The following is a 22,579-nucleotide window of genomic DNA, read 5'->3' on the forward strand; positions in this document are numbered from 1 at the left end:
AACTCCTAGGTGTGAGTGGTAAGCAGGAAAAACGATTGCTCTCCGATGTCTAGCACCTCTGGCCCCGACACGTCAAAACAAAAATATCCCGACGCGTGCTCGCCCTAAGAATCGGGCTTCGTGTCGAGCAGAGTGTTGACAGAGTGCACGCCTCCCGGCCAAACTGCCCGCTGGACAAACGATTTTCCTACCGGTCCACCATCCGCGAACACTCGATGAGGAGCACCGCGTGCCGAAGCATCCTTCCCCCCATCCCGTCCCGCGGCTCGTCGCCGCAACCGCCGCACTCGCGCTCGCCGCCACCGCGGGCGTCGCGTTCGCCGCGCCGGCCTCCGCAGACGCGCCCGCGGTGTCGATCCGGCCCGATGCCTGGGGCAATCTCTTCCACGCCGGCGACGCCGTGTCGTTCGGATACGACACGACCGCTCCGACGATCGCCTGGCGCGTCGTGGACGGCTGGGGCGAGGTCATCGACGACGGCACGGAGCCCGCCGACGGCGTCCTGGCCCCCGCTGTCACCGAGCGCGGCTGGTACCGCCTCGAGGTGACCGCGGCCGGCGACGGATCGACGAGCGCCGCGACGACGTTCGCGATCCTCCCCGACACCGATGCCGCCGCCTCGGCGACCGGCCGGTTCGGCGCCGCCACCCATTACGGGCAGTCCTGGGACCCGGCGTCGATGCAGGCGCTGACCGCGGGCGGCTTCGCCCAGCTGCGCGACGAGGTCTACTGGAGCGAGGTCGAGACCCAGCCGGGCGTGTACGACTGGTCGCGCGCCCGCGCCGAGTTCCTCGACCCCGCCCGCGAGCAGGGGATCCGCCCGCTGCTGCTCGCCGGGTACGGAAATCCGCTCTACGACGCGGGAAACGGCCCTGTCAGCCCCGACGCGGTCGCCGCCTACGCCGCCTATGCCACGGCGATGGCCGCGGAGTTCGGCGACATGTCCACCGGCATCGAGGTGTGGAACGAGTGGGATCTCGGGCTCGGCGGCAACACCAACGTCTCACCCGAGGACTACGTCGCCCTGCTCTCCGCCGCGGCTCCCGCGATCAAGACGGCGGCCCCCGATCTGCCGGTCATCGGCCCCGCCGTGGCCAACCTCAACACCGACTGGCTCGAGCGGACGTTCCAGCTCGGCGCGCTCGATCACCTCGACGGCATCGTCCTGCACCCCTACAGCTACCCCGTCGGAGCCGACGCCCTCGATGAGACCCTGACGCGCATCGACGCCCTGGTGCGCCGCTACAACGGCGGCGAGTCGAAGCCGCTGTGGATCACCGAGCACGGCTGGCCCACCGGAACCAACGCGCGGGCCGTGTCCGAGCGTCAGCAGGCGGCCGACATCGCGAAGTCGGCTGTGATCGCGGCAGCCCATGATGCCGCCCGGTACTACGTGTACGACCTCGTCAACGACGGTGTCGACGACGCCGAGACGGAAGAGAACTTCGGGCTCCTGCACCACCCCGACGACGCTCTGGGCGCTTTCACGCCGAAGCCCTCGTTCGCCGCCTACTCCGTGGCCGCCGACGCCCTCGCGACGGCGACGTTCGCCGAGCGCGACGAACCGCTGCCGGGCCTGCGCCACGTGCGATTCGACACCGCCGACGGGCCCCTGCACGTGCTGTGGTCCGACGCGCCGCAGACGGTGTCGCTCGAGGTCGCCGGGTCCGCCGACCTGACGACGATGTTCGGCGACACCGAGACCGTCACCGGCGGCGCCGGCGCCCCGGTGCTGGCACCGACCGGCACCGAACCGCTGTACGTCCGCGGTGACGTCACCGCCATCGCGCAGACCGATGCCGGCCTGACGCTCGATGCGGGTGTCGTCGGAGCCCCCGTGACGGGCTCGTGGACCGTGGCGGGCCGTGCGGATGCCGCGTCGTCCTGGCGTCTCGTGCTGCCGGACGGGACCGAGGCGACGCAGACCACCGCCCCCGGCGCGACCGTCAGCACGACGGTCTCGTTCCCGGCTCCCGCGACCGTGGGGACGTACGAGACGAGCGCGCGCGTCTACGAGGGCGACCGCTACGCCGGCACGCTCCGCGCCGCCGCGGCGGTGAGCGAACCCGTGTCGCTGCAGGCCGCGCAGGCCGTCACGGCGGAGGGCGCCTCGGTGCTCCGCCTCCGTGTCATCAACGCGTCCGCCACCGTCCGCGCCCTCGACTCGGTGTCGTACACGCTCGGCGATGCCAGTGGGCAGCCGGAGGCTCCGGCGATCGTCGATGCCGGCTCGGATGTCGTCGTCGACATCCCGCTCGACACGCTGGCCGGACCCGCCGCCTTCACGGCGACGGCGGTCGTCGACGGGGTGACGCTGACGGCCTCGGGGCGCGTCGCCCCCGTCGATGCGGCATCCGCTCTGCCGGCCGCTCATCGCACGATCACCGTCGACGGCACGCTCGACGACCTCGACGGCGTCACGCCGATCGCCTTCACCGCCAACCCGGAGGCCGACGACGATTTCGACCAGTCCGCCGTCGCCTGGCTCACGTGGGACGAGGAGTATCTGTACTTCTCGGCCGATGTCACGGACGACGTGCACGACCAGCCCGCGCAGGGCGCGAACATCTGGCAGGGCGATTCCATCCAGTTCACCGTCGCCGGCGGCGCTCCGGGTGCCGCGACGACCTGGCACGAGTTCGGCATGGCGCTCACGAGCGCCGGCCCGCAGCTGTACCGCTGGCTCTCCGTCGACGCGGGCGCCGGCCCCGTCCCGGGGGCTCCCGTGGCCATCTCGCGCGATGACGCCGCCGGGCGCACCGTGTACGAGACCGCGATCCCGTGGCGTCTGCTGCGCGGCGTCGACAGGGCGACATCCCTGCTGAGCAGCGCCGCGATCGTCAACGAGGCAGACGGAGCCGGGCGCGCCGGCTTCCTCTCCTGGGGCGGCGGCATCGCGGGCGAGAAGGACTCGGGCGAGTTCACCGCCGTGCGGCTGCTCGCGCCGGCCCCGGTGGTCGAACCGCCCGTCGAACCGGGGCAGCCAGCGGCACCGGGCGACGGCGGCTCGGCGGCGCCCGGTGCCACCGGCGGGAACGCAACCACCGCCGGGGCCAACGGAGCCCGCGCGCTGGCGAGCACGGGCGGGGCGGCACCGCTCGCGTGGCTCGGCGCCGCAGTGGCCGCCGGGGCGGGCGGGATCGCGCTCCTGCTGACACGTCGCCGGGCTCCCCGGTCGTGAGCGTCGCGCGCGAGCCGCGCGTCGTCGCCCTGCGCGTGGGGCGGCGACGGGACATCTCCGTCGCCGCCTCGCCGCGACCGCCCGTGTCGTGGCTGGTCGAAGCACCCGCCGAGTGGGTGGCGGTCCGTGCCGAGCTCCGGCTCGACGGCGCCGCCGTCGCGGTCGCGTCGCCCTACGGCATCCTCGAGGACTGGCCCTTCGCCCCGCTCCGCGCCGGTGGCACGCACGCCCTCGAGGCGCGCGTCGTCGGTGCCGATGGCATGGCGAGCCCGTGGTCGGAACCCTGCGAGGTCCGTGCCGGGTTTCCCGCCGGAGCCTGGTCCGCCCCCTTCCTGCGCCTCGCCGACCCCGGCCGTGCCGCCCAGCCGTTCCTCGCCCGGCGCGAGTTCACGGTCGCCGAGACGGTCGCCGCCGCCGAGCTCCAGGTGGCGGCGCACGGCGTGTACCACGCGCGCGTCAACGGCGCCGACGTCGACGACGCCGTGCTGAGCCCCGGCTGGACGGCGTACCAGCACCGCCTCCCCCTGCACCTGACCGATGTCACCTCCCTCGTCCGCCCCGGCGTGGCGAACGTCCTCGCGATGGAGGTCGCGGGCGGCTGGTACACCGAGTCGTACGGGTTCGGCGAGACGGTGGAGCGCTTCTACGGCGATCAGGCCGCCGTCGCACCCCTGCTGCGGCTCCGCCACCGCGACGGCCGGGTCGAGGAGATCCGGGCCGACGCGCGTTGGCGGCTGACCGGCGACGGCGACCTCGTCTCGAGCGGCATCTACGCCGGCGACGAGATCGACCTGCGGCGGCATCCGCGCGGGTGGGATGCCGCCGCATTCGACGATGCCTCGTGGGCGACACCCGCACTGTCCGAACCCGACCGGCAGCCCGAGGTGATCGACGTCGAGCCCGTGCGCCGCATCCGCTCCCTGCCCGTCGTTGCGATGCCCGAGAGCGCCGATGCGGATCGCATCCTGCTCGATTTCGGCCAGAACATCGTCGGACGCGTGCGGCTGCGCGTCTCGGGCCCGGCCGGCACCCGGATCACGCTGCGGCACGCCGAGGTGCTCGAGGGCGGGCGGCTGAGCACCCGGCCGCTCCGCGCCGCCGCGGCGACCGACACGTTCATCCTCGACGGCGCCGCCGACACCGTCTGCGAGCCGCGCTTCACCTTCCACGGGTTCCGCTACGTCGAAGTCACCGGCTACCCGGGCGCGCTCGACCCGGTAGACGTCACCGCCGTCGTGCTCCACACCGACATGACGCGGACGGGATGGTTCTCGTGCTCCGACGAGCGCCTCACCCGCCTGCACGAGAACATCGTGCGGAGCTTCGCGGGAAACGCCCTCTCGCTGCCGACCGACTGCCCGCAGCGCGACGAGCGACTCGGCTGGACGGGCGACGCCCAGGTGTTCGCCCCGACCGCGGCATCCCTCTTCGACGCGGACGCGTTCTTCGCGTCGTGGCTCGACGACGTCGCGGCCGAGCAGCGCGCGCGGGACGGGCGGGTGCCGACGGTCGTCCCGCAGACGCTCGGGCGGCTCGGCGAGACGATGGCCGCCGGCTGGGGCGACGCCGTCACTGTCATCCCGACCGTGCTGCACGAGCGGTTCGGCGACCGGTCTCTGCTCGAACGCATGACGGGTCCGATGCGGGCGTGGGTCGACACCGTCGCGGATGCCGCCGGGCCGGGCCGGCTGTGGGAGCGCGGGTTCCAGTACGGCGACTGGCTCGATCCCACCTCCGCCCGCCCCGACAAGGCGAAGACCGACCCCGGGCTCGTCGCCACGGCCTACTTTGCACGTTCTGCGCGGCTGACCGCCGACGCATTGACCCTCTCGGGCGAAGCGGAGACGTCTGCCCGCTACGCCGCCCTCGCCGACGACGTGCGCGATGCGTTCGTCGCGGCGTATGTCACGCCGCGCGGCCGCCTCGCCTCCGACGCCCCGACGGCGTACGCCCTCGCGCTCGAGTTCGAGCTGCTCCCGGCCGCGTTGCGCCGCGCGGCGGCGGAGCGTCTCGCCTTCCTTCTCCGCGCCGGCGGCTACCGCACGGCGACGGGATTCCTCGGGACGCCGCTGGTCCTCGACGCCCTGCTGTCGGAGGGGCAGGCCTGGGCCGCCGAACGGCTGCTGCTCCAGACCATGTGCCCCTCCTGGCTCTATCCGCTATCGCAGGATGCGACGACGGTGTGGGAGCGATGGGATGCCGTCCGCCCCGACGGCTCGCTGCATCCCTCCGGCATGACCTCGCTCAACCACTACGCGCTCGGATCCGTCGGCGATGTGCTGCACCGACGCATCGGGGGGCTCGCGTGCGCCGAACCCGGCTGGGGGCGGCTGCGAATCCAGCCGTGGTTCGTCTCGTCACTGGAGCACGCGAGCGTCACGCACGACACCCCGCGGGGGCGCGCCTCGGTGGCGTGGGAGCGGGATGCCGCCCACCGCGAGCGGGTACGCGTCCACGCGCGCATCCCGCACGGGGTGACGGCGCTCGTCGACCTCGGCGACCGCGCGCCCTTCGAGGCGGGCGCCGGGATCCACACCTGGAACGCGACCGCGGGCGTCCGGGCCCCCACCGCGATCGGCGTCGACTCCGACCTCACCGCGATCGCGGACACCCCGGATGCCTGTGCCCTGGTGTCCCGGTCGATCGCCGAGCACTCCCCCGAGATGGCGACGGAGTTCGACGCCTACATCCGGTGGGTCCCGGGCAGCCGGTTGCGCGACGAGCTCGCCGCCGTCTCAGCACCGGACGCGGTCGTCACCCGCATCGATCGGGCGCTCACGACGCTCGTGCGCTGAGACGCGGCATCCGCCCCGCTCCGCCGTCCGGTGTCAAGACCCTGGCATGCGGCCGGACGGACTCTACCGTTGAGCGTGGCCGATCCGACCCGGGGATGCGGTCGCAGGGAGACGCCATGGTCACGAACGAACCTCCGCCCACGGAGGCGATGCTCGACGGTCGATACCTGCTGGGCGAATGCGTCGGCCACGGCGGCATGGCCCGGGTCCACCGGGCCGAGGATGTCCTCCTCGGACGCACCGTGGCGATCAAGCTGCTGCGACCCGAGATGGAGGGAGCGAGCACCTCGTCCCGCGCGCGCGGCGAGATGACCGTGCTCGCCTCGCTCAACCACCCCGCTCTCGTGACGCTCTACGACGCGCAGCTGGCGCCGGGGCGGGCCGAGTACCTCGTCATGGAGTTCGTCGAGGGCCCGACCCTCGCCGCGCGCATCGCCGAGGGGCCTCTCCCGGCCGGTGACGCGGCGGCTCTCGCGGCCGACCTCGCCGAGGCGCTCCACGTCGTGCACGACGCGGGCATCGTGCACCGCGACATCAAGCCGTCGAACGTCCTCTTGGCGCCGGTGCCGCCCCTCGGCAGCCGATCGGGCGCGAAGCTCGCCGACTTCGGGATCTCGGTTCTCGTGGATGCCGCTCGGCTCACCCAGCCGGGAACGGTCATCGGAACGGCCGCATACCTCTCCCCGGAACAGCTCACCGGGGCGCCGCCCGCTCCGCCCGCCGACATCTACGCGCTCGGCCTGGTCATGCTCGAAGCGCTGACCGGCCAGCGCGCTTTTCCGCGCGCCGAGGGATTCGGCGAAGCACTCGCACGGCTCACCGTCGCACCCGAGATTCCCGACACGCTCGACCCCGCGTGGGTCGCCCTGCTGCGCCGCATGACCGCTATGCGGCCGGAGGACCGCCCCAGCGCGGCCGAGGTCTTCGTGGCGGCGTCCGATCTGGCCCGCGCACCCGCGACGCCGGCGCGTCCCGTCGTCCCTGCCGCGGTCGCGGCGGCTACGGTCCCGGCGACGGCTGTCACGGCTGGGACCAGCCCGACGCGGATCCTTCCCGACGCTGCAGCCGATCCGGCCCCGTCAGCGCGTCGTCGCCCCTCGCGAGCGCGGCTCGGCCTCATCGGCGGGCTCGCCGCAGCCGCTCTCGCGGCGGCCGCGATCACAGGCCTCGGGCTCGCGGGCGCGGCGCCCGAGACCCCGCCGACCACTCCCGCCGACACCGAGGAGTCTCCCGTCCCGGAGCCGGCGCCCACCGAGGACACCGAGCCCGCCACCGTCGTGACCGATCAATCGGACCAGTCCGGTGAGCAGCCCGCCGCGCCGGTGGAGGACACCACCGGCCCAGGACCGGGGTCGGAGGCCGACCGGAAGGCCGCCGAGGAAGCGGCGAAGAAGGCCGAGCAGGAGGCGAAGAAGGCCGAGCAGGAGGCGAAGAAGGACGCCGACGAGCAGAAGAAGGCCGAGGAGCGGGAGAGCAAGCGCGATCAGGACAAGCCCGGCCGCGGCTGACGCGGCGTCAGGGCGTGCATCCCCGCACGGCATCGCCCGCTCCGCCGTTCGCGCGCACGAGCTGCACCTCGATGCAGGTCCGGCCCGACGGGTCGGCCGGCACGGTGACGGTCTCGTCCTCGACGCGCTGCGGTGCGCTCGCGCCGTCGAGCGTGACCGGGTACCAGAGGTACGAGTCGCCCTCGGCGGGGTTCGGGTTGGTCCACGTGAACGTGACGTCGGCACCCGCCGCAGCACCCGCGAGGTCGCCCACACGCGGCACGAAACCGGCGAGCGGGTCCTGCGGGGCGCTGGAGGGCGACTCGCTCGCCTGCGGCTCGGCAGGGGCGGACGGCTGGAGCATGCTCGCCACCACGACGAGGGCGACGACCAGCGCCGCGGCGACGCCGCCGAGGGCGATCCACAGCCAGGAGCGCGAGCGCCCCGGTGCGACATCCTCGGCCGTCCCGGCGGGAGTTCCCTCCCCCGGCGCGGCGGCGACGGCGTCCGGGCTCGTCACGCTCGCGGCCGCCGCGGACGCCGTCGCCCCGCGCTGCACCGTGTGATCGGCGGCCGGCTCGACCGTGCGGGGACGGCGGACGGTGGCATCCTGCCCGGCACGCGCAGAGGGGCGCAGCACGGTCTCGTCGGGGGCCGCCGGCGCGAAGGGCGATCCCGAGGCGGCCGGGGCGAACGGCGACGTCGCGGCCGCCCCGTCCTTGCGTCGCGTGGACCCGGCGGGAGGCGCCGTCGTCGGCTCGATGCTCACGATGCCGCGAACGCGCGTCAGCTCGCCGTCGGCATCCTCTTCTTCCTCGGCGTCGGGGGAATCGTCGAGGATGTCGATCGGCGTCACCGAATGGGCGAGCTCGATCTGAACGCGCTGCAGCGCACGGGCGAACGCCACCGCGCTGTCGAAGCGCGCCGCGGGACTCTTCGCCATCGCACGAGCGAGCGCCTGCTGCAGCGACGGCGGCACGTCGGCGCGGTCGAGCGGTTCGAGCGGTGCGGTCTCGATGCGCTGGATGAGATCGGCGGCGCCGTTGCGTCCGCCGGGCTGCTCGAAGGGTGAACGGCCCGCCAGCAGCGTGTAGATCGTGGCGCCGAGTGCGTAGACGTCCGAGCGCACGCCCGAGTCCGTGCCCTCGCCGAACGCCTCGGGCGGCGACCAGGGGATCGACATGCCCGCGGTCTCATCGGCGCTGTCGGTCGTCGTCGCGATGCCGAAGTCGGTCAGCGCGGGGCGGTTGTACTCCGTCACGAGGATGTTGGCCGGCTTGATGTCGCGATGCAGGATGCCGGCACGGTGCGCCGTCTCGACCGCCGCCGCGACCTGGATGCCCACGCGCAGCGCCTCGGCCACCGAGAACGCCGCGGTGCGGTAGCGCACCTGCAGGTTCGGCCGCGGGCAGTTCTCCATCACGAGATACGGCCGCTGGTCGTCGGCGAGACCGGCCTGGTAGATCGTCACGATCGCGGGATGCGTCGACAGCATCGCCATGACGTTCGCCTCGGCGGTGAACTGCTCGACCGAGCCGCCCGCCATCCGCTCCGGCAGCAGCACCTTCACCGCGACCTTGCGCCGAGGCAGGTGCTGCTCGTACAGGTAGACGTCGGCGAAGCCGCCCGAACCGAGCAGCTCGAGGTAGGTGAACCCGGGCAGCTCGGGCGGCGGCGCCGGGGGCCGCTTCGCGCTCACGGCAGGTCCTCGAAGGCGATCGTGACGCCGTCACCGATGTCGAGCACGTCACCCGAGACGACCATCGTCGGCTCGTTCGGATGCAGCCGCACCGGGTCATTGCCGCCGCGCAGCAGCACTGAGCCGTTCGTCGTGTCGAGGTCGACCACGAGAACGTGCTCGCCCTCCGCCCGGATCTCCACGTGATTGCGCGAGATGTCCTGCTCGGGGCTCTCGACGGCGACGAGCGTGGGGAGCATGTCGCCCGTGGATCGCGACGACCGCGGGCGCCGTCCGACGATGACGGTGTTGTCGAGCTCGACGACCTGCCCGTCCGAGACACGGATGCGGCCCCGCGCGAGGCGACGAGCCGGGACGATCTCGGTCGACTCGTAGACCGCCGGCTCGCCCCGTCGCGCGCCGCGGATGTCGGCGACGGCGACGGTCTCGCCGTCGTGGTCGCCGGCCGGGCCGGCGGGAGAGGACACGACGGTGGCGTCGTCGGCGGGAAGGGGCGCGTCGGCCGCGTCGGGCTGCTCGGAGGGCAGCGTCGGCCGGACCACCGTCTCTCCCCAGATCATCGCGTGCTCGTCGGCGGCGGCCGTGTCGCCGAGCGGGACGAACGTCTGCGCCCCGGGCGACTCGTCGAACGGGATGTCATCGTCCACCGGCCCTGCCTCGGCCTCTGGCTCGGGCTCGGGCTCGGGCTCGGCGACGATAGGCGGCTCGGGCTGCGGCTCGGCGGCGGATGCCGGCGCAGCGACCGGTACCGGCGTGGACACCGGAGGCGACGCTGACGCGGGGGACTCTGCCGCGGGCGGCGCCGGCGCGGTCGGCGCTGCGACGAAGGGGCTCGCGGAGCGGACGCCCGGCCGGGCATCCGTCAGGTCGACGGTGACGGAGTCTGCCGCGACGACGCCCTCGACGAAGGGCAGCGACGCGGCCTCGTCGGCCGCCTCGGCGAAGAGAGCCGACGCGCGCCGGACACCCGGGATGTGACGTTCGACCCACGTCGAGACTCCCTGGCCCGAGACGGACAGCGGCCCGGACTCGGTCTCGACGACGAGCTCGACCGGCCCGCGCACCGCGACGCGGAGCCCGTCGCCCTCGACGATGGCCAGGATGAAGTCGGGGATAGCCGCCAGCGAGGTGCCGAACGCGCCGGTGAGGGCCTCGATGACGGCGCCGATGCCACGTTCCGCGAGTCGACGCCACACGGCCTCGACCGTCGGGATCGACACGTTCGCGGGCAGGGCGACGGCCGCCGCGGGCGCGAGTGCGACGCGCCAGTGCTCCGCGCCCGTCGCCGGAACGTAGCGGACCTCGACCATCAGGCTCTCCCCCCTGCGGCCGCTGCGCGCGGCCGGGTGTCTATGTCTGCGTCATCCGGCTGAGCGGACGGCACGGTGTCGTACACATCGTCACCGCCGTCGCCCAGCGCGTCGATGACGATGACCGTGACGTTGTCGCGACCACCGTGCAGCAACGCTTCGTGGACCAGTCGCTGCGCGGCATCCTGCGGTTCCGTCTCCTCGTCGAGGATACGGGCGATCCGCTCGTCGTCCAGCTCGGTCGACAGACCGTCCGAACAGACGAGGATGCGGTCGCCGCTCTCCGCGGGCAGCATCCAGAAATCCGCCTGCCCGACGCTGCCGGCCCCGAGCGCTCGGGTGATCTCGTTGCGCCGTGCGTGGCGCGCGGCGGTTTCGGCGTCCATCTGCCCCGAGTCGACCAGTTCCTGAACGACGGAGTGGTCGACGCTGATCTGCTCGAGGCGGCCGCGCGCCCACCGGTACGTGCGCGAGTCGCCGATGTTCAGCGTCAGCCAGTAGCCGGCGTCTCCGACACGGGTCAGCACGACCCCGGTCAAGGTCGTCCCGGCCGCGCGCTGGCCGGTGGCGAGGGCGTCGATGTTCGCCCGCGCCCGCTCGATGGCCGCCCGCACGTCCTGGTTCGTCACCACGGCGACGCCCACCAGAGGCTCGAACTCGGCCACCGCAGCCGCGCTCGCGCGCGCACCGGCCTCGTGCCCGCCCATGCCGTCGGCGACGACGAAGACGGGCGCTGCCGCGAGGTAGGAGTCCTCGTTCGCGCGCCCCCGCAGCCCGGCGTGCGTCGCGGCACCGTGTCCGACCCGTACCGACATGGGAGTCACCGCACGACCTGGACGACGAGCCACCGATCACCGAGGTCGAGCCGGTCACCGCTGCGGAGCACCGTCTGCGTGCCCGGCACCACGGGAACGCCGTCGCTTCCGCGGGTGACGACCACCCCGTTCGTCGACGCGCGATCGATGACGGCGAGACCGCCGGGCTCGAGGGGAACGAGTTCGAAGTGGGTTCGCGACAACGTCAGCGTCTCGTCGCGGAGCACGATCGCATCGGCCCCGGTGCCGCGATGAGGGTCGCGGCCGAAGACCGTTCGGCCGTACACGGCGGTGCGGGTGCCGTCATCCCACGTCAGCAGCGCACGCGCGCCGCTCCGGATGTCGGGAACCCCCGCGAGCGGCTCGGTGTCGAAGATCATCGCGCTCATGCGCTGCCTCCCCGGGCGCGCCGCGTCCGGCCCCGCAGCAACGACCGCAGGCTGAGGCGAGCGCGCAACCGGCGCCACACCGACACGCGACCGCTCATGCCGACGACGATCGCGTCGACCTCGCGCCAGAAGGCGTCGACGTCTTCGGCGGAGGGCTCGCCCGGTCCGAACACGCGCGCATCGGCCGACGTCGCGAGGGTGGTCACGTCGGGCTGGTCCATGGTGGCGGCGACGACCCGTGCGCTCTCGGTGCGCGTCGCACCCGAGGCGACCGGCGCATTGAGGTCGACCGCACGGTCGATCAGCTCGTCCCAGCCGCCGGAGATGCGGTCGGCGGGCTTGTCGGCGTTTCGCCGCTTCGTGCGCCGGGCGGTCTTGACGGCGCCCATGATCACGAACGGCGCGAAGATGATCGCCAGGACGCCGATGCCGATGCCGACCGGGGCGAGGATCGCGCCGATCCAGTCGAAGCCGGGGTCGTCCTCCTCCTCCTGGTCACGATCGTTGGCGATCGCGGGCGGCAGCTCGGCCGGCTCCTGGGCGGGAGGCGGCGGCTGCAGCACCTGCGGCTTGGGGTTGGCCCGCGGAGTCGTCGTCTGCTCGTTCGGCTCGTTGTCCTCGTCGGGCGTCGGGTCGAAGGGGATCCACCCGTACCCCTCGAACGCGACCTCGACCCACGCGTGGACGTTGTCGCCGGTCGCGGTGAACTCTGCGGCGGTGTCGCCCTCGTCGGGGTGCCACCCCATGACGACGCGCGCCGGAATGCCCAGCTGAGCCGACAGCAGGGCCATCGCGACGGCGTACTGCTCGTCGTCGCCGATGATCTCGTCGCCGCCGAAGAAGCTGGTGATGCGCGCTGCGCCGTGACCGGAGGGCGAGTACGGGTCGTCTTCGAGCCCGTGACTGAAGTAGCCGTCGGTCGAGAGCCAGTCCGTCAGCGCGCGGACCTGCTTGATCGGCGTATCGGCGTCGCCGACGGCATCCGTGGCGATCTGCGACAGCCCGTCGGGGATGCCCTCCTGCTTCGGCATCTTCACGGGCGCGAACGCGACGTCGGCGAGCGCCTCGTCCGTCGGCAGCACGGGGAACACCGTGTCGACCGTGTAGGTCGTGCCCGGAGCGAGCCCCGCGGTGACGGCCGCCGTCCCCGTGGCGTCGTTGTAGTGGGCGGTGCGGCGCAGTTCGTCGGCGCGTTCGCCCTCGAACTCGATCGACCGCACGGCACCGGCGTCGGGCAGCCACACGCCGCGCAGCTCGTCGATCTCGAACTGCAGCTGACCGGGCACGCCCTCGGCGTCGGGCGACATGTTCGAGCGGAGCGGCGTGAACGAGCTCGACGATCCGGCGCCCTCGTCCGAGACGTTGAAGACGATGCCGTTGTAGGCGTCCATCGTCGCCAGGCGGATACGGCCGTCGTCGGGAAGACCCTGCACCGTGAACAGCGGCGTGTCCGCGTCATCGCGCACGAGACCGCGGAAGCCCTGCAGCGGGCTCGGGTACTGCTTGACGTCGAAGGGCGGGATGACGATGTCGCGCAGCACGTACCGCGTCGACGGCGGACTTGCCACGGCGGCGGTCGCGACGCCGGCACCCACGGCGACGGCGACGACGGCGGTTCCCGAGATCAGGCGACGCAGGCGCGTGTGCCGGAGGGTCGCGGCATCCGAGGTCGCCGTCGGCTCGATGCGGACGGCGGCGTTGTCGGGGTCCCAGGCCTGCCGCAGCGCGAGCCACACCGAGGCGACCACGGCGAAGACGACGCCCTGGAGGACCGGGACGGCGGGTTCGGTCATCCCGAGCAGGATCTGCGCGACCAGGAACGCGGTCACGGGGATCAGGGCCCACGCCGCCTGGCGCAGGCGCAGCGCGAGAGAGGCCGTGAGGACGGTCGCGACGAGAGTGAGCAGGAACGGAACGATCAGGTGCCCGTCGTACGGCGCCACGGGAGCCACCGTCGTGAGCAGGCGCTTCCACGACTGCACCGAGCCGAGGGCGAGCTGCGTCCACGTATCGAGGGTCGGGATGACGCCGAACAGCGCGGTGTGCGGCAGCGCGAGAGCCCCGCCGAAGATGAAGTAGGCCGCGACGGTCAGGCCCGCCGTGGGCAGCACGCCCCAGCGGCGTCGCGCACACAGCCACGCGATGCCGACGCCGATGACCAGCGCGCCGAATCCCGCGACGAGGTACGCGCCCCCGTCGAACGTCGGCCCGAAGCCGACGATCGCCACGGACAGCAGCAGCGCGACGGCGACGAGGTCGAGCACGAGCCGGCGGCGGACGGGCGACATCACGAGAGCACCTTCCGCATCGCGGGCGCGAGCTGGTCGAGCGCGCTGATGGAGATGACATCGGCGTCGCCGACGCGACGCAGCAGCGGCACGTCGGCCGAGCGGTCGGCGACGACGGCGAGAACCCGGACGCCCTGGGGCAGTCGCGAGCAGGCGAGCTTGAGCTCGGCGGGGTCGGCACCCGAGCCGCAGAAGAGGACGACGATGGCGATGCCGTGGGAGTTCATCGCGATCGTCCCGGCGAGGGCCACGATGCCCCCGTCACGCTGACGAGAATGCTCGAGAGCCGACAGGTTGTCGAGCAGGCGACGCGGCCCCTCTGTGCGAAGCGGACCGCGCTGCGTGCGCGCCTCGAGCATGCGGGAATCGCGCAGCGCGCGCAGTCCGATCGAGCCGGCCGCGGAGATCGCGAGCTCGAACTCGTCGGGGTCGGCGTAGTCGCCCGCGTACGTCGAGAGGCCCAGCACGAAGTGCGACCGGCGCGTCTCTTCGTACTGACGCATCATCAGATTGCCGACGCGTGCGGTGGACTTCCAGTGCACGTGACGCAGGTCGTCACCGGGCTGGTACTCGCGCAAGGCGTGGAACGACACGTCGTCGGGAGCCAGCTGCGTCGAGGGCAGCCCTTCGAGGTCGCGCAGGCGCCCGAGCGAGAGCCCCTCGAGGGGGACGGTGCGCGGGTGCACGTAGAGGTCGACGGCTTGGCGGCGGTCGCTGCTGCGCTCGAAGAGTCCGAGCGGGTCGCCGCGGAGCACGCTGACCGGGCCGACCGCGAGCACCCCGCGGGCGGTGGTGGGGATCGCGAACAGCTCTTCGTGGGCGGCCTGGGGCGCGAGCCGCGGCACGTCGAACTCGCCGCGCCCCGACCCGACGGGCAGGACGACCCGCGACGGCAGGATCGAGCGCGACGTGCCGTTGACGAGGGTCAGTCCACCGATCGCGCGCTCGCCCACGACCACGTGGGTGCGCGTGAGATCGAGGTCGACGTCGTACGCCGTGCCGCCGAAGAGGAACGGCACGCTGATGACGACGATGGCGGTGAGGATGACGGCGGCGATGACCATCTCCTGCCAGCCGAAGCTGAGTGCGACGACCCACAGCAGCACGGTCGCGAACAGCAGCACCCAGCCCAGCGGGCGGACGGTGCGGGTGACCAGACGGATACCGCGCCGCGCGACCGCCCACCACGACTCGAGACGCTCCAGCCAGAGGACCAGCCGCGACGGCGTCTCCGCGTTGACGGGGGCGGCGTCGGCCGACAGGGTCGTCGTGCCCACCCGCAGGGTCGCGTCGGCGTCTCGGGTCGTGTCGCCGACGGTGCGGGAGTCCGCGGCGCCACCCGACGTGAGGTCGGCCGCGCTCTCACCGCTGCCAGCGCCTCGGCCCCGGCGCGGTCGGCGCGTCGGGGTCGAGGCGGCAGGGGGTGTGGCCATCAAGCGTCCGCCCGCGCGAGGGGGGCCTCGACGTCGGCGAGGGCGTTGTTCATGACGGTCTCGGCGGTCGTGCCGGTGAACTCCGCCTCGGGGTCGAGCACGAGACGGTGGGCCCACACCGGCAGCGCGAGCAGCTTGATGTCGTCGGGCACGACGTAGTGGCGCCCCTGCGCGGCCGCGTACACCTTGGCGATACGGATCATCGCGATGGCGCCGCGCACCGAGACGCCGAGGCGCGTCGCCGACGCTTCGCGCGTGGCCTCGACGATCTGCGCGGCGTACCGTGCGACGACCGGGTCGATGTGGACGGTCGCGGCGAGGTCGGCCATCTCGCCCACTGCGCGCGTGGTGATGACAGGCTTGAGGCTGGCCGACGGGTTGCGGTCGACGGCGCCGACGAGGATGCGCTCCGAGACCGCCAGGGTCGGGTAGCCGATCGACGTCTTGATCATGAAGCGGTCGAGCTGGGCCTCCGGCAGCTTGTACGTACCCGCCTGCTCGATCGGGTTCTGCGTCGCGATGACGAGGAACGGGCGCCCGACCTCGTGCGCGACGCCGTCGACGGTCACCCGCGACTCCTCCATCACCTCGAGCAGCGCCGACTGCGTCTTCGGCGAGGCACGGTTGATCTCGTCGGCCAGGACGATCGAGGCGAAGACGGGTCCGCGGTGGAACTCGAAGCGCTTGTTCGCCTGGTCGTAGATCGTCACACCGGTGACGTCGGAGGGCAGCAGGTCGGGCGTGAACTGGATGCGCGTCGAGGTGCCCTGCACACTCGCCGCGATCGCCTTGGCCAGACTCGTCTTGCCCGTACCCGGTGCATCCTCCAGCAGCACGTGCCCCTCGGCGATCATCGCCGACAGCACGAGGGCGACGACCTCGCGCTTGCCGAGGAGGGCGGCGTCGACGTTGTCGATCAGGCGCGCGAAGGTGTCGCGGAACCACGCTGCCTGCTCGGGTGTCATGCTCATTCGTTCGTTCTCGTTCCTCGTGATGAGTGGATGCCGGGGGCGGATGCGGGCGCTACCAGCGCGTCGTACTGGTTCGACCCCAACCGATGATCTCGGCGGAGATGTCGCGGCCGTCGGCGCCGATCCAGCAGTCGAGCTGGATCGAGCCGTTGGCCGGTACGTCGTACGACGACGGGTAGGTGTTGAACTTCCGGTTGCCGTCGTAGCAGTCGATGCGGTAGTTGCCCGCGGGGAAGTCCTGCGTGTTCACCTTCAGGTGGAAGCAGCCGTTGACGCAGCCGCCGACCGGTGAGCCCTTCTCGACCGACGCGCGTGGCTGCGGCGGGGGCGGCGGGTTGGGTGTCGTCACGCTCGCCGAGGCCTCGCGTGCCTCGCTGCCGGCGGCGCTCACGCGCACCCGGATGGTCTGCGTGCTGCTGTAGCCGACGTCGCCCTGCTGGCGCGACCCGCTCGCGTCGACACGCTGCCAGCCGCCGCCGTTCACGCTGATCTCCGTCGTGATGTCGCGTCCGTTGCGTGCGGGCGACGACCACGACAGCGTGACGCGGTTGCCGTCGCGGCTGGCGTTCGCCGACGGGTTGCCGATCTGGCCGTAGGGTGCGACCTGGTTGGAGGCCGCCGAGGGCTCGCCCTCGTACCGCGATCCGTCGGCGGTGGCCACGGCGCGAACGCGCACGGTGTAGGTGGCGTTGTTGTTGACCTGACCGTTGCCGATCGTGCCCGATCCGCCGTTGCCGCCGCCGATCCAGTCGTTGCGCCAGCCGCCGTTGTTGACGGAGTACTGGTAGCTGACCTCACCCGGGTTCGCGCCGTTGAGCGGCCCGGCCGTCCACGACACGGTGACGCGGTTGTCGCCTTCGCTCGCGCTGATTCCGGTCGGGGCACCGGGAGGTGTGAAGGCGCGTCGAGGTGCGGATGCCGCGCTCCATTCGCCCCAGCCCGCCTTGTTCTGGGCGCGGACGACGAAGGTGTAGTCGGTCGTCGAGGTGTCGACGGTGACCGCCTGGCTCGTCTGGCCGGCGGGCACGCTGATGGTGTCGACGGTCGCGCCGCCGCGGCGGACTTGCAGCTGGTACCCCGCGATCGCGTCGCCGTTGTTCGCCGGCTGGTTCCAGCTCACCTGCATCTGCGAGCGGTTGCCCACCGGGTTGAGGCGCTGGGTCGACGGCGCGCCGGGAGCATCCGGCTTGCCGGCGGGCACCATCGCCTGCGACCAGACGCTCCAGCTCGACGGCTCGGGCGCGCGGTTGTGGGCACGGACGCGCACCTGGTACTGCACACCGTTCTGCAGGCCGTCCCACGTGATCCGGGTTCCGGTCACGCCGGTCTTCTCGGCGACACCGGAGGGCGGTGCCGGCGAGATCTGCAGGCTGTAGCTCTCGACGGGCGAGCCCTCCGTGCGAGGGACCGTCCACGACACGTCCAGACTGCGATCGCCGAAGGCGAGGCTCGGCGGGTTCGGGGTGTCGGGCCGCTGGTCGGGACGCGCGGTCTCGGACGGCAGCGACGGGTCGGACTCGCCGACGCGGTTGGTCGCGGTGACGACGAAGTTGTACTCGACGTTGTTCGTCAGTCCGTCGAGCGTGCACGTCGTCGAACGGCATTCGCGGGTGTACGAGCCGGCGGTCGAGCGGACGGTGTAGCCCGTGATCGAGGCGCCGTTGTCGACGGGCGGCGACCACGACATCACGACCGTGCGGCTCTCGACGCTCGTCACTGTCGGCTTGCCGGGAGCATCCGGACGACCCTGCACCGTGATGCGGATCTGGCCCTCGACCTCGCGGTCGGGGTCGCCGGTCGCATCCTGAATCCGGTAGCGCACGACGAGGGTTCCCACGAAGTCGGCGCGGCTGGTGACCTCGACGCGGTCGCCGGCGACGGTCGCCGAGGCTCCCGAGGTCTCGGTGAACGCGCCGACCACTTTCAGCGGCGTGCCGGGGAAGGGGTTCACGTCGTTGTCGAGCACGGCAACCGAGATGGTCTCGCCCTGGTCGGCCTGCTCGATGACGTCGGCGTTCGCCGTGGCGAGGGGGCGCGTCGAGGCGGTCACAGTGACCGTGATCGTCGCCGTCACCGGGTCGGACTCGCCGTCGGTGACGCTCACCTGCACGGGGAGCGACGTCCCCTTGGCGACGTCGGTGCTCGCCTCGACCGACAGCACGGACCCGTCGACGCGCGCCGTGAGCCCGTCGGGCGCACTGCCGACGACCGCGAATCGCAGCTTCTCGGCGTCGCCCGGATCGGGGTCGGTCGCCAGCGCGGCGAGATCGAGGGTCCGGGCGTCCTCGCCCTGCGCGACCTCCATCTGCGCGCCGATCATGCTCGGCGGCCGGTTGTCGGGAGGCGTGACGGTGATGGGGATCATCAGGGTCGCCTTGCGGCCCTCGGGATCGTCGGGCCCCGAGCCGTCGGTGACCTCGAAGGTCAGGGCGTCCTGACCGAAGTAGTCGGCGGCGGAGGTGTACTGGAGAGTCCGCTCGTCCTTGACGAGGGATGCACCGTTCGAATGGGCCGCCGTGACCTTCTCGGCCTCGGTGATGACGACGTCGCGCCCGCCCGAGGCGCGCACGTACTCCGACAGCGGCAGGTCGACGGTCTCACCGCTCTGGACGACGAGCGCCTCGGTCGAGATCAGGCTCGGCGGAAGCTCGGCGAGCGAGGGCACGTGGATGAAGGCGGCCGCGGTGAGCTCGTCCTCGTCGGTGATGAAGTAGGTGATGAGCTGGCGCTCGTCGGTCAGCGGCACCGACACCGTGCCGTTCGGGCGCACGGTGGCGTTCTCGCCGCCGGCTCCGAGCGTCACGCGCAAGGCGCTGCGCGTGCCGTCGGGGTCGTCGTCGTTGTCGAGCACCGCGACCTCGGCCACGCCGTTCTCGTCGACGTCCTCGGCGCGCACGCGGTCGTCGCGGGCGATGGGGCGCTGCAGCGGCACGTCGGGGTCGACGGTGATCTGCACGGGGGCCGTCGCGGTCAGCCCGCGAGCGTCCTCGATCGTGTACTGGATGCTGGTGTTGATCGGCGCGTCGGGCGCAGTGATGACGATCTGCTCGCCCGACACCTCGGCCGAGAGACCGTCGACGTCCGGCACCTCGAGAGCGTCGGCGGCGAAGCCGAACTGGTCGCCGTCGGGATCGGAGTCGTTCTCGAGGACCGAGACCGCCACCTGACGCCCGGGCCGCATGATCACGGCATCCTTCACGGCGTACGGCGCCTGATTGGTCGTCTCGGGAGGGGCGATGCCGACCTGGATGCGGGCGGTCCCCTCCTTGCCGAGGCGGTCACGCACTCGGTAGGTGAACGAGTCCGAGCCGACGCTCGTGTCGAACGCCTCGTAGACGAACGTGTTGGAGCCGGTCTCGACGATGCGGCCCTTGCTGGGCGAGCTCGCGATGCCGAGCAATTCGACCGAGTCGCCGTCCTCGTCGATGCCGTCGAGCGGCACCGGGATCGTGACCTCCGATCCGCTGAGCGTGCGTGCGGTGAGGTCGCGGGGACGCGGGGCGGCGTTCGCGTCATCCTGCCGCGGCAGGATCTGGATCGTCACGTACGCGCCGGCACGCTGACCCGAGCTGTCGACCGCTTCGTACGTGGCGTTGACGGTCTTGGGCTCGTCGCCGGCGCGGAACCGGAGCTTGTCCTCCGAGACGAACACCTGGCCGTCGGCCTCGTCGACGAGCGGCGGCACGAGCTCGGGAGACACGTGCAGAGTGTCGCCGTTGGGGTGGGTGTCGTTGGCGAGCACGTCGATCGTGACGACGTCGCCGACACGAACGACCGCCGTGTCGTTGTTCGCGACCGGTGGCCGCAGCCGGTCGGGCGCGGGGATCGGGATGACGACGATCTCACCCGTGGCGGACTGATCGCCGTTGGAGATCGTGTACGACACCCGGGTCTGCTCGCTGAGCGAGCCCTGATCGGTGATGCGGACGGTCTCGTGGCCGAGCACCGCTGCCGTGACGCCGCCGTCGGGGTCGGCCGTCACCGACTGGACGACGAGGATGCCGCCGGCCGGGTCGGTGTCGTTGCCGAGGACGTTGACGAGCACGTCGCCGCCGGTCGGCAGCAGCGCGACGTCTCGCACGGCGACGGGCGGGAGGTTGGTGTCCGCCGCCGGCAGAACATCGACCCGCACGAGCCCGGGGACGCTGTTCGGGCCTGCCGACACGAGGTAGTCGACGTAGTAGGTGTTGACGGCGTCGGAGGTGAAGGTGAAGGTCTGCTCGGCGAAGTCGGGCTGGATCGTCGCCCCCTCGACCTCGTCGACGCGCGTCAGACGCAGCGGCTCGCGGCCGGCGCTCGTGTCGTTGGTGAGCGGCGACACCGTGACCGACTGGCCGACCCGGGTCACGACGTGGTCGGCGTTGGTCACAGGGACCGTCGTCCCGGGAGGGCGGACGTCGATCCGGAGCACTCCGGCGCCGTCGTCCGTTCCGTCGGACACGATGATGGGCACGTCCTTGCGGCCCTGCACGGCGCCGATGGCGCGGTAGGTGATCTGACCGTCGGACGTGAAGTCGGCCTCGTCGCCGCCGTCGGGCTGGACCGACTTGAGGAAGATGTCGTCGCCGTCCGGGTCGATCCACTCGCTCAGCACGTTGTACGACGTCGTGCCGCCGGCTTCGACGGTCACCGGCGTGACGCGCTGCTGGACGGGCGGGGAGTTCTCGTCGTCACCGCGCACCGAGAGCCGGACGGTGGCCGAGGCCTCGCCGCCCCGGCCGTCATCGGCGGTGTAGGTGAACGACGTCGACCCCGACGCGTCGTCGGGCACGGCGATCTGGAGGGCGCCGCCGTTCTGAATCTGCGAGATCTCACCGAACGCGGGATCGCTCGTGGCCTCGGCGACGAGCACGTCGCCGTCGGCATCGGTGTCGTTGAAGAGGACGGGGAGAACGGTCGTGCGACCGGGGCGCACACCGAACGAGTCGTCGACGGCGATCGGCGGCGTGTTCTCGTCGGTGCGCTCGGGCAGGGCGGTCTCGACCGTCTCCTCGGTCGTCTCCTGCTCCTCGTCACCGGTGCCTTCGGGCGGGGTGATGTCGGTCCAGTTGTCGACGCGCTGCATGTTCTCGCTCGCGAGCCAGGCCGCGCCGCCGAACACGTCATTGAGCACGACGACATCCCGGTTGACGCGGAACTCCAGTTTCGCGGCGGGATCGATGCCCTCGATCTCCTGCACCACATCGTCGGCGTCGTTCGCGCAATCGCGGACGAAGACGCCCGACCCCGACCATGCGCCGTAAGCGCAGCCCCCGACGTACACCGGTTCGGCGGGCGTGCCCTCGGCGCCGGCCTCGATCGTCGTCGTCTGACCGCCGGGCTGCACCCGGAGCAACGCGCTGCGCGTGCTGACGGTGAGGGTCTCGGCGGAGTTGGACGGACGCTGCAGCAGCGCATCGGCGGGAAGATCGGTCTGCGATCCGTCACCGCCATAGAGCACGTTCGTCTCCCGGTCGAGGACGAACGGGGTCTGCCCAAGCGACGTGATCGCGAGTTCGTGATCCTCGGCGATGCCCTCGAGGCTCCGCTCGGCGGTCTGCGCGACAGTGCCGTCGCCGATCGGCGCGTACGCGTAGAGCGAGGCGCCCGCCGCGGACGCCGCGTAGATCGTGCCATCGGTGCCGACGGTCGCCGTGGCGTTCTCACCGAGCTCGGCGATCGGCTCGTTGCCCTCGAAGCTGAAGCCGTTCACACCCGCGAACTGCACGGTGCGCAGGTCTCCGGCCGCGTCGAGCACCGAGACGGTGTCGGAGCCGAGGGCGATCTGCGCTCCCGGCTGCACCTCGGCGGTGCCCGACAGCACGACCTTCGCGGGATCCACGGCCGACATCGCCGACCCGTCGGCGTCGACCACGACGACTCGGGGGCCCGACTGGAGCACGTCGTACTCGGCGGAGGTCGTGCGCAGGCTGCCGTCGAGCACGCGGGACTCATTGTTGTAGTGCCCCACGAGCAGGCTCGACTGCTTGGTCACCCACACGCCGCCGTCGTGGAGGTCGACCTCGGTCGTGGGCTCGCCCTCGTACGCGACGGCGAGGGTTCCGATCGTCAGCGCCGCGACGGTGACGATACCGGCGGAGAGGAACGTCCGCGGGCGTGCGCGCAGCCACGAGGTCGACGTCATTGGGCTCGGCTCCCCCCGGGGCGACGGTGATGGGCCCGGCGTCCGGGCTCGCACTGGTTGAACTGCGGAACCACCCTATGTCAGGAG

11 protein-coding genes are annotated in these 22,579 nt (G+C 72.2%); 3 read left to right on the forward strand and 8 right to left on the reverse strand.

Translation table 11 applies throughout. The features are described 5' to 3' along the window. Nucleotides 1-229: 229 nt before the first annotated feature. The 3 genes from C3481_RS08190 to C3481_RS08200 all read left to right on the forward strand — a co-directional run bounded on the left by C3481_RS08190 (nucleotide 230) and on the right by C3481_RS08200 (nucleotide 7,484). Nucleotides 230-3,181, forward strand: coding sequence for a sugar-binding protein (locus C3481_RS08190; RefSeq protein WP_103841574.1), 2,952 nt, complete (start codon nucleotides 230-232; stop codon nucleotides 3,179-3,181). Beyond that, the gene (locus C3481_RS08195) at nucleotides 3,178-5,976 is read left to right on the forward strand and encodes an alpha-L-rhamnosidase (RefSeq protein WP_103841576.1); all 2,799 of its coding nucleotides are present in this window, start codon (nucleotides 3,178-3,180) and stop codon (nucleotides 5,974-5,976) included. The genes C3481_RS08190 and C3481_RS08195 overlap by 4 nt, the downstream gene beginning before the upstream one ends. A gap of 116 nt (nucleotides 5,977-6,092) precedes the next feature. Continuing rightward, complete coding sequence (locus C3481_RS08200) at nucleotides 6,093-7,484, forward strand: serine/threonine-protein kinase (protein ID WP_103841578.1); 1,392 nt, start codon at nucleotides 6,093-6,095, stop codon at nucleotides 7,482-7,484. Nucleotides 7,485-7,491: 7 nt separating this feature from the next. On the opposite strand, the gene C3481_RS08205 is transcribed toward C3481_RS08200, so the two are convergent. From C3481_RS08205 to C3481_RS08240, 8 genes are read right to left on the reverse strand one after another with little or no spacing between them, the layout of a single operon-like run. Further along, a complete protein-coding gene (locus tag C3481_RS08205) occupies nucleotides 7,492-9,162 on the reverse strand; it encodes a serine/threonine-protein kinase (RefSeq protein ID WP_103841580.1) in 1,671 nt (556 codons plus the stop codon). Then, complete coding sequence (locus C3481_RS08210; protein WP_071918684.1) at nucleotides 9,159-10,472, reverse strand: FHA domain-containing protein; 1,314 nt, start codon at nucleotides 10,470-10,472, stop codon at nucleotides 9,159-9,161. The genes C3481_RS08205 and C3481_RS08210 overlap by 4 nt, the downstream gene beginning before the upstream one ends. Next, nucleotides 10,472-11,287, reverse strand: a complete 816-nt coding sequence (locus tag C3481_RS08215) for a PP2C family serine/threonine-protein phosphatase (protein ID WP_023952994.1) — start codon at nucleotides 11,285-11,287, stop codon at nucleotides 10,472-10,474. The genes C3481_RS08210 and C3481_RS08215 overlap by 1 nt, the downstream gene beginning before the upstream one ends. Nucleotides 11,288-11,292: 5 nt before the next feature. After that, nucleotides 11,293-11,676 (reverse strand): FHA domain-containing protein, encoded by a 384-nt coding sequence (locus C3481_RS08220; protein WP_023952996.1) that lies wholly within the window; start codon nucleotides 11,674-11,676, stop codon nucleotides 11,293-11,295. After that, the gene (locus tag C3481_RS08225; RefSeq protein WP_103841582.1) at nucleotides 11,673-13,964 is read right to left on the reverse strand and encodes a transglutaminase-like domain-containing protein; all 2,292 of its coding nucleotides are present in this window, start codon (nucleotides 13,962-13,964) and stop codon (nucleotides 11,673-11,675) included. Before C3481_RS08225 ends, C3481_RS08220 begins: the two co-directional genes overlap by 4 nt. Further along, complete coding sequence (locus C3481_RS08230) at nucleotides 13,964-15,397, reverse strand: DUF58 domain-containing protein (RefSeq protein WP_023953000.1); 1,434 nt, start codon at nucleotides 15,395-15,397, stop codon at nucleotides 13,964-13,966. Before C3481_RS08230 ends, C3481_RS08225 begins: the two co-directional genes overlap by 1 nt. Then, nucleotides 15,397-16,368, reverse strand: a complete 972-nt coding sequence (locus C3481_RS08235) for a MoxR family ATPase (RefSeq protein ID WP_023953002.1) — start codon at nucleotides 16,366-16,368, stop codon at nucleotides 15,397-15,399. The genes C3481_RS08230 and C3481_RS08235 overlap by 1 nt, the downstream gene beginning before the upstream one ends. Before the next feature lie 52 nt (nucleotides 16,369-16,420). Then, a complete protein-coding gene (locus tag C3481_RS08240; RefSeq protein ID WP_103841584.1) occupies nucleotides 16,421-22,492 on the reverse strand; it encodes an Ig-like domain-containing protein in 6,072 nt (2,023 codons plus the stop codon). Nucleotides 22,493-22,579: the final 87 nt, after the last annotated feature.

Origin of the sequence: Microbacterium sp. Ru50 (genome assembly GCF_002920555.1) — a bacterium.
Lineage (GTDB): Bacteria > Actinomycetota > Actinomycetes > Actinomycetales > Microbacteriaceae > Microbacterium > Microbacterium arborescens.